Below are 5,659 nucleotides of genomic sequence, written 5' to 3' on the forward strand. Positions count from 1 at the left end.
ATTAACGGAATTGGTATTAGCTAGGCGTTGAGAAATAATAATTCTAATACATCGACTACAGTATTTGTTTGAGCACTCTATCGGCTTTCACGCGAGTGATCTTGCGAATCAACTTCTGAACTTCGGTCGGGTAACTCTCTACCTTGTCTAACTGTTTGTAAGTGCAGATAAGCTGAGTGTGTTGAAGGATATTATCCACTTCAACCTGGAACTTGTCTGTTAAGTGGTGGTAGTTATCTTGGATAAAGATACCGTTCTCGAGGTCCAGCTTCCATGCGCGAGGGTTTAGGTTATTACCTGTTAGTAACATGTAGCGTTTATCTACCCAAATCCCCTTTAGGTGGAAGCTATTAGTATCGTGTTGCCAAAGTCGAATTGAGAGGTTGCGGCTTGCAATATGAGCTTCATTAGCTTTAGCGAAACGACGCAAGTTCAATTCATAAAGGTATGGCAAACCACCAATTGTTTTAAACTCTTCTTCTGGTGAGATAAAGAAATCATTCGCTGTTTTATCACCAACAACAATACTGACCTTTACGCCACGCTTAAGCGCTTTCTTCACTTCTTTAGCTAGGCTAGGTGGGAAGTTGAAGTAAGGTGTGCAGATAAAGATTTCATCTTTAGCTTGAGCAACGAGTTGATTGATCCCTTGGTTTAGACGGTTACGTCTCTTACCAATACCAACTAATGGTGTTACAGCGACTTGATCCGCGGATACCTCTTGGCCATCGAATTGATACTGAGATCTTGCTAGTGAAGCACGGAACTGGCGAATCGCTGGTTTGAGCTCTTTGGTAATTGGTTTATTTTTATCAGCCAAGTCAAAAACAGCACTGTCCGCGATCATCTGCTCGTGTACGTAACTAAACATAGAGTCAGCAAGCGCTGCGTTGTTTAAAACGTGGTAACGATCAAAGCGATAGCGGTCATGGTAATTCAGGTAGATATTGTTAAGGCTTGCACCGCTGTATATCACGCTGTCATCAATGATAAAGCCTTTTAAGTGCAATACACCAAAGACTTCTTTGCCGCGAACTGGAATGCCATAGACAGGAACAGAGTGCTGATATTTATCTGCGAACTCTTTATACATGGCAGAATTGCCTTCAGAAGACTCTGCGCCAATCAATCCACGCTGCGCACGGTGCCAATCGACACAAACGCTTACGTCTAGTTCGGGATTCTTTTGCTTTGCTTCATATAAGGCAGTTAGGATCTCACGGCCAGCCTCATCATCTTCAAGGTACAAAGCGACTAAACTAATACGAGTCGTTGCGCGAGATATCTCATCAAGTAGACGAGTTCGAAACTCTTGCGCTGATAGTAGTACTTCAAACTTGTCAGGATTCTGCGCTATGGTTGGCAACTGTATGAATGGATTCCTACTGGCAATCATATTGACTGTTTTACCTTAAAAATATGCAAAATTGCGAACCTTTAATTTTACCAAAGGGATAGCATCAAATACTAGATAATCGAGGCATTCTCTAACAATTTTGCTGATAATGCATAGGAATGAGATCTTTTCCGCTATTCGAATAGCGCTCGTATAAAACTCTTAAACCATTTGGCAATTCTTTAGGGTCTACCTGTATGAATTTGTGTCGCGAGTAAAAGTTAGTGAGATGAGCGTAAGCAAAGCAGTAATCGTCCTCCGTCAGTGTATGTTGCGCACAGTAATTCATAAGCTGGGAGCCTAACTGCTTACCACGATGTTCTTTTGATATCGCCATTCCGGTAAGTAAGCGATTATTTTCTATTGTACGAAAACGTATGACACCGCACAGTTCGTTATCCAACAATAACGAATAGATCAGTTCGCTCTTATTCGCTTTTCCCGTTGGGTAATGTTCTTTATAGAAACGTTTTACTAATGGAACTTTAACGGGGTCTAATTGGGTGATGATGACATTGTTCATTCAGTCACTGCGCCATTGCTTTATCTACTGTAGAATGACCGCAGTGTAAGTTAATTGAATATCGCCATGCAATTCCATCTCAATGCTAGTTTAAAAAATACTCATACTTTTTCCATCGATCAGACGTGTGATGCGTTGGTTGAAGTCACCACTATCGAAGAACTGATCTCGCTTTACAAAGACCCTAAATGGTCAATTTTACCTAAATTAATACTGGGTAAGGGCAGTAATATGCTTTTTACTGAGCACTTCGCTGGTTTGGTCATTGTGAATAAATTAACCGGGATTGAGCTGACTGAGACGGACAGCCATCATCTACTACATGTTAGTGGAGGTGAGGATTGGCCAAGCTTAGTTAAATGGAGTGTAGATAAAGGGCTGGGTGGTCTGGAAAATCTAGCAATGATTCCTGGTTGTTCAGGTTCTGCTCCAATACAGAATATTGGTGCGTATGGTATTGAACTGCGAGACGTATGTGAGTATGTCGATATCTTGTGCCTGGATACTTACACAGTTAAGCGATTAAGCAAAGAAGAGTGTCTCTTTGGTTACCGAGATTCTATTTTTAAACACGCTCTCTACGATAAAGCGATTGTTGTTGCGATTGGTTTAGCGTTGCCGAAAGAGTGGAAGCCATGTAATCACTATGGTCCGTTAAAAAGCCTAGCGGTCGATACTCTCTCTCCTCGTACCATATTTGATGAAGTATGTGCCATTCGCTCAAGTAAGCTGCCAGACCCAAGAGTACAAGGGAATGCGGGCAGTTTTTTCAAAAACCCCGTGATCACCAAAGATCATTTTGATCGCCTGCTAGCTCTATACCCAAATATTGTCGGTTATGAGAGTAATGACATGATCAAAGTCGCTGCTGGGTGGCTGATTGATCAATGTCAGTTCAAGGGCGTGACAGAAGGTGGTGCACAGGTTCACCCCAACCAAGCATTGGTTATCATCAATTATGATGAAGCCTCCGCTGTGGATATCCTTAAACTTGCAGAGCGAGTGCGCCAGTCCGTCTTGAACAAATTCGATATTCGATTGGAACATGAAGTCCGCTTTATGGGACGAGATTGCGAAACAAACCTAGATAGGGCCTTGGAGTCATTGGCATGAGAGAACACAGTACTAAGCTTGCACTATTGAGATGCCTTGCTGACGGTGAGTTTCATTCAGGTGAAGATCTAGGTGAAATGATTGGTGTGTCACGCGCGGCTATCAGCAAGCACATCAAAGGAATTCAAGAGTGGGGCTTGGATATCTATCGAGTGCAAGGTAAGGGCTACAAGCTAGCTAACCAGTTAGACATGCTTGACCAAGAAAAATTGTCTGCAGTTAGTCGTGATGCTTCTCTTGAGCTGATTCCAATCATAGGCTCTACAAACCAGCATCTATTAGAGCGTACTAACACCCTCGAATCGGGCTCGGTCTGCATTGCTGAATATCAAGCAGCGGGACGCGGGCGACGTGGACGAGAGTGGGTATCGCCATTCGGTGCAAACCTCTATCTTTCTATGTATTGGAGACTCGACGCAGGGATGGCTGCCGCGATGGGCTTAAGCCTTGTGGTTGGTGTGGCTGTTGTTGAAGCTTTGGAAGAGATGGGCGTAGAAGGTGTAAAGCTTAAATGGCCGAACGACCTTTACCACAATGACAAGAAGCTTGCCGGTATCTTAGTCGAGTTGTCAGGGCAGTCTGGCGGCGCTGCGCATATTGTGATTGGTTTAGGACTAAACCTATCTATGGATCCAACAACATCAGGTATCGACCAACCGTGGACGTCTCTTAAAGAAGTGTGTGAAGGAAAGGTGCCTGATCGTAACCAATTAGCGCAGGCTCTGATCAATGCTTGGGACAACTCTCTTGTGGATTATGAACTGAAAGGGATGTCCAATTTTGTAGAGCGTTGGAACCGCTTAGATAATTTCTTAGGTCGCAATGTTAGGTTGATTATTGGACCTAGAGAAATTGAAGGTGTTGTTCAAGGCATCGATGAACTGGGGGCTGTGTTACTCAAAACCGAGAATGGCATCGAGAGTTATATTGGTGGCGAAATATCGCTAAGAAAAGGGGATTAAAGCGTTACTATTTTCTGAGTAACACTTCTTCAACCATATGATCTGCGCCTTTGCGTAGAATCAAGTGAGCCCTTTCTCGTGTCGGAAGAATATTCTGTTCTAAGTTCAAGCCATTAATTGAACTCCAGATACCTTCCGCTTTATCCAGCGCGGCTTGGTTCGATAATTTAGTGTAATGACTAAAGTACGAGCCAGGCTTAGTAAACGCGCCATCGCGGAATTTCATAAAGCGGTTGATGTACCACTCTTTAATCTGCTGACTATCAGCATCAACATAGAGTGAAAAATCAAGGAAGTCTGAAATAAATACACGATGTGGTTCGTGTGGATAGTTCATGCCACTCTGTAAGACATTAAGCCCTTCAATAATAAGCACATCGGGTAGGTCTACACATTTAACATCATCAGTAATGTTGTAAGTTAGGTGCGAGTATACCGGTGCTGTGACATTTCGTTTGCATGCCTTTACATCCGAGACAAAGTTAACCAAACGCTTGATGTCGTAAGACTCTGGGAAGCCTTTTTTACTCATCAAGCCTTTCTCTTCCAACACCTCATTTGGGTATAAGAAACCATCTGTTGTCACTAGCTCGACCTTCGGATGGTTTTCCCAACGAGAGAGTAGGGCTTTAAGTAGACGCGCCGTTGTACTCTTACCAACGGCAACACTACCCGCAATACCGATGATAAAAGGTGGCGCTTTCTCTTTCTTATCTAGAAATTCGTGAAGTACTGAGTTTCTGTTTTGTCTGGCAGCCACATAGAGATTTAACAGGCGAGAAAGCGGTAGATAGATCTCTACAGCTTCTTCCATCGTGAGCTTTTCGTTGATGCCTTGAAGCTCTTTTAAGTCGCTCTCAGAAAGTGTCATCGGAACTAAATTCCTTAGCTCAGACCAACGTTCGCGGTCAAATGACATAAATGGGCTCATACAAAACTCTATAGTGGATAACAAAACAAGTGCATGGAAAATACATCAAGCGATAGATAAATAAAATATCTTCCTGTACTAGATGCGGCTTAAAGACGGAAACCTTGAGCTAAATAGCCGTATGTAGGAGTTTGGTAAGAGAATTTTGAACTTTTTTTCAATTTACTATTGCAAGGTGGAAAATCATTCAATAAAATGCGCCCCACTTGTGCCGACTTAGCTCAGTAGGTAGAGCAACTGACTTGTAATCAGTAGGTCACCAGTTCGATTCCGGTAGTCGGCACCACTTTCTCCCTTCCTTTAAGGCAAGCGAGAGAAAGCTCAAAATTTGGAGAGGTTCCCGAGTGGCCAAAGGGAGCAGACTGTAAATCTGTTGGCACTGCCTTCGATGGTTCGAATCCGTCCCTCTCCACCATATTCTAAAGGTTAAATAGCTCAAACAGAGTTACGTGTTGCGTGCATCGTATAATGGCTATTACCTCAGCCTTCCAAGCTGATGATGCGGGTTCGATTCCCGCTGCACGCTCCAACTCATTTTGTGTGCTGATATAGCTCAGTCGGTAGAGCGCACCCTTGGTAAGGGTGAGGTCCCCAGTTCGACTCTGGGTATTAGCACCAGTCTAAAGCTTCTTCTCCTTTAATAAAGAAAACCATTTTTTTTGGTTGCGTGGTCTTATTTTAAGCCACCTAATCCGTACCTAGAGGGACACCCCATGTCTAAAGAAAAATTTGAA

The 5,659-nt window shown here is 43.3% G+C and carries 5 protein-coding genes and 4 tRNA genes; 6 read left to right on the forward strand and 3 right to left on the reverse strand.

The features are described from left to right. Positions 1–55 precede the first annotated feature (55 nt). Positions 56–1,396: a CDP-diacylglycerol--serine O-phosphatidyltransferase gene (gene pssA, locus BCT34_RS00220; RefSeq protein ID WP_076652652.1), complete on the reverse strand. Its 1,341-nt coding sequence runs from the start codon at positions 1,394–1,396 to the stop codon at positions 56–58. Between the two features lie 91 nt (positions 1,397–1,487). Next, positions 1,488–1,919 carry a GNAT family N-acetyltransferase gene (locus BCT34_RS00225; RefSeq protein ID WP_076652650.1) on the reverse strand — a complete coding sequence of 144 codons (432 nt, stop codon included), beginning with the start codon at positions 1,917–1,919 and terminating at the stop codon, positions 1,488–1,490. A 66-nt stretch (positions 1,920–1,985) separates the two neighbouring features. Between BCT34_RS00225 and murB the strand changes: the two genes are divergently transcribed. Together murB and birA are read left to right on the forward strand one after the other, a co-directional pair. After that, a complete protein-coding gene (murB, locus tag BCT34_RS00230) occupies positions 1,986–3,032 on the forward strand; it encodes a UDP-N-acetylmuramate dehydrogenase (RefSeq protein WP_076652647.1) in 1,047 nt (348 codons plus the stop codon). Beyond that, entirely contained in the window at positions 3,029–3,994 is a 966-nt protein-coding gene (gene birA, locus BCT34_RS00235; RefSeq protein ID WP_076652644.1) for a bifunctional biotin--[acetyl-CoA-carboxylase] ligase/biotin operon repressor BirA, read from the forward strand. The genes murB and birA overlap by 4 nt, the downstream gene beginning before the upstream one ends. A gap of 7 nt (positions 3,995–4,001) precedes the next feature. On the opposite strand, the gene coaA is transcribed toward birA, so the two are convergent. After that, positions 4,002–4,925 carry a type I pantothenate kinase gene (gene coaA / locus BCT34_RS00240; RefSeq protein WP_048657856.1) on the reverse strand — a complete coding sequence of 308 codons (924 nt, stop codon included), beginning with the start codon at positions 4,923–4,925 and terminating at the stop codon, positions 4,002–4,004. A 210-nt stretch (positions 4,926–5,135) separates the two neighbouring features. On the opposite strand from coaA, the gene BCT34_RS00245 reads away from it, so the two are divergent. From BCT34_RS00245 to BCT34_RS00260, 4 genes are all read left to right on the forward strand, one after another. Then, positions 5,136–5,211, forward strand: a tRNA-Thr gene (locus BCT34_RS00245). 44 nt (positions 5,212–5,255) lie between these two features. Then, positions 5,256–5,340: transfer RNA gene (locus BCT34_RS00250), tRNA-Tyr, on the forward strand. 39 nt (positions 5,341–5,379) lie between these two features. Next, positions 5,380–5,454: transfer RNA gene (locus tag BCT34_RS00255), tRNA-Gly, on the forward strand. Positions 5,455–5,467: 13 nt separating this feature from the next. After that, positions 5,468–5,543: transfer RNA gene (locus BCT34_RS00260), tRNA-Thr, on the forward strand. Positions 5,544–5,659: the final 116 nt, after the last annotated feature.

Source organism: Vibrio sp. 10N.261.45.E2 (assembly GCF_002875705.1).
Taxonomy (GTDB): Bacteria; Pseudomonadota; Gammaproteobacteria; order Enterobacterales; family Vibrionaceae; genus Vibrio.